Raw genomic sequence first — 2,986 nt, 5'->3', positions numbered from 1 at the left:
GTACTGTATTATGTAGCGACATCCAATAGGTATAACAGCTATCCATAGATGTTGGTCCCCATCTGGTAGAGGACATCTCTGCTGGAAGAAACATTTCATGGTTTTGGATTCCGTAAACAGCACTCACTAGCGCTAACAAAACACCAATAATGAGAGCGACATAATATTTTCTGTTTCGAAATGCACGAGAGAATTCAATTTTGAGAAGTTGGCTCATTTCTTATCACCTTCCACTTCTTCAACAAGCGGAATGTGATATTGCACATCAGAACCGTCTATACCAATAATAAACTCTGGAGAGTTCACATCAGAGTCTGGGCCAAGATAAAATCCTAGCTCCATTTGCTTTTCTTCACCAATGTTTAGTGTGTAGTTTAAATACTCGTGCTCAGAATGTGTGTGGGTCGCATGATTAAAGTAGTCTATGTCACTTGCTAAATTGAGCTGAAATACTGATGCGTTATACCCATCGGTATCACCTGTGGTTCCATTAGGCACAGCACTCACGTTCTTAAGGGTAAACGTTACAAGAGCAAATTTACTTTTCTCATCATTTGTTGGTGCAACGCCATCTTCGCCAACCTTAAGCCCCGCTTCCTTGGGACTATCAAACACCCTGTACGAATCTACGGTCACTTGCATTACGCCAGACCAATCATAATATACTCCTCTCAAATATCCCTCTTGGGTATCCACCACATCGTCCTTGGAATCTAGCGTTAGGGTTTTATGCATGCTTCCCTTAAATCTTTTATTATTTTTAAACTCCCTTATTAGTTGATCAGACTGTCTAGATAAGACATATTGATAGCTAAGCCACCCACCATATGCAACGACCACAACACCAATAAGCACTGCAAGCAATCTTATGGTTCGCATTTCGCTTTTTTTAATATTCACCAGCAGCTCCTTCTAGCATGAAAAACTAGGCATGCATGAGAGAAGCATTGCCAGCGCTACAGCAATCGTTAAAGCGAAGGGCTTTTTGTGCAACATAATCTCATCCTTCCTTTTGTAATTTCTCGAGCGCCCTTAGTGAGGTCAATGATTGGTTAGCTGCTCACTCTTTACTAGTCATCAGGGCACTAGAGTTAGGAAGGATGGCTGATTACATGCCTATACCTCGTAATATGCAGTTCACTAGACCTTTGCGCTCATGAACATCAAGTACCTTATAGGCACTGGTTCGAGCGGCACCTATTGCGGAAGGAGAGTAGCCCATACGGATAGCAATTTCTTTTATACTAAAACCGCGCACGATGCCCAACGATACGCGAGACTGAATCTCGTCCAAGCCGCGGGATTCCAGATAGTGAAGTATCCGCTCATCGGTAGAAAGAGGCAGTTTCTCCAAAAGCTCGTTACTCGCAATTCTGTTATAGAGATGCATACCGCAAACAACTGTAGCAGCACTCAAAGACACTGATGCTATACCGGCGAAAAACAAAAAGACCTGTTGTAACACAGCTGGTCCGCCCAACCACAAAAGATAGCTTGGATGCGCTGAGAGCAGCTGTGCGTATTTATCAACTGCAACCAACATTGCAACGATACCCAAACCAAAGAAGATAAGGTATCTTGACAACGACGTTAGTCTAGTTACTGAGCGATTACCTTCGCTATACGCTGCCAAAAACTGCGCAAGCATCAACGCACACCAGATAAAAAGAGCGAGTGGACATATGCTCCAGATTCCCTGTTGCAACACCAACACTAAACTAGCTATGGATACAATAATTAAAGGTATACGTTGCTTATCACCTCTGTGTTTTACGGACATCATTCCTGAAAATAAAGTTAAAGTCGTAATAAACGGAACAAGCAGGGGCAACATACAAAGCCCAGTAGAGATGCGCCACGTTTCCTCAAATGTGACGCCAATCCCAAACGCAACAACAAACATTGCAAAGTTCGCAGGAGAAGCTTCGCAAAAAAATGATGGCTGCTCACTCGCCGCTTGAAGAGCTCCCACATTTTCTGTCATCTTCCCAGACAATCGGATAAATGCCATCGAGAGGACTGCGGCAATACCAACTGCAATTACCCAGCAAACAGTACCAAACGAAGAAAATGCTACGAGACATGACGCGCTTGGAATGGCGTATACAAGATTAGCAATACGTATCGTTCGAATGGCAATACGTACACACATCAGTAAGCAAACCATAAGGATTGCAAATGCAATTAAATACCACAAGGATGTTATTGAGTCCCTAGGCCAGTCTTCTGTCTGGACATGATTCAGGTGATATACCACACAGATACCAACTGCCCATAGAAGACACAAGCTAAAGAGTATCCAATATCGCTTTGTACTCGTCTCGTTAAGAACTTCTGATGCTTCGTCAAAACGACGAGTAAAAAGATATCGTTTATTAGCACCAAATAAAATACAGGCACAGGCAACGCCCAGCGTTATATGACGCCCTAAACCCCACGGATGCATAGCAGCTCCGATTGGGAAGAGCAGCAAATAAGCTAGCGATAACGGGCCGCACAACCAAACATAAATCGGCAAACGCAATAATTGTTGAATTTTGTTTGCTTGTACACTATCTATAATTTTTTCGCTTTGCTCTATGCAGGTCTTCGCTATTGTTTCTGATACCGAGTCAAAATTAGTCTCTTTGTTGTCCTGAAAACGTGATTCCAATTCTTGGGCATCGGCAACATGAAGCTTTTTATAGGATCGTCTGAGATATGTGCGCACCGTAGGTGCACTAATACCAAGCACTTCGGCGGACTCAGAGGAAGTTTTTCCTGCCAACATCAGTTCAATTGCTGAAATTTCGCGCTCGCTAAGACCAGCCTCTATACACGCTATGCGTACAATATCAGATTTTTCTTTTGGCATCGATACAACAACGGGGGAGTCCTTTTGTCTCTGCAACTCATGCACTGATTTCACAAGTAATATGAACGCGAGAATAAGAAGTACGCATGCACCCATGCCAACAACTGTCATATTAACTACGCGAGTTACCAC

Annotated in this window: 3 protein-coding genes; all 3 read right to left on the bottom strand. The window is 43.1% G+C overall.

The genetic code is table 11. The annotated features are described in order from the left end of the window. A partial coding sequence (locus Q0X25_RS08235) for a hypothetical protein (RefSeq protein ID WP_298581142.1) occupies window positions 1–217 on the bottom strand: 217 nt, incomplete at its 3' end. Continuing rightward, the gene (locus tag Q0X25_RS08230; protein ID WP_298581140.1) at window positions 214–900 is read right to left on the bottom strand and encodes a DUF5027 family lipoprotein; all 687 of its coding nucleotides are present in this window, start codon (window positions 898–900) and stop codon (window positions 214–216) included. The genes Q0X25_RS08230 and Q0X25_RS08235, both read right to left, overlap by 4 nt. A 208-nt stretch (window positions 901–1,108) precedes the next feature. Continuing rightward, on the bottom strand, window positions 1,109–2,986 hold a 1,878-nt coding region (locus Q0X25_RS08225), incomplete at its 5' end, for a helix-turn-helix transcriptional regulator (RefSeq protein WP_298581138.1).

The organism is uncultured Olegusella sp. (assembly GCF_947253395.1).
In the GTDB taxonomy this organism is placed as follows: Bacteria; Actinomycetota; Coriobacteriia; order Coriobacteriales; family Atopobiaceae; genus Olegusella.
This window is presented reverse-complemented; position numbering and strand designations above follow the sequence as displayed.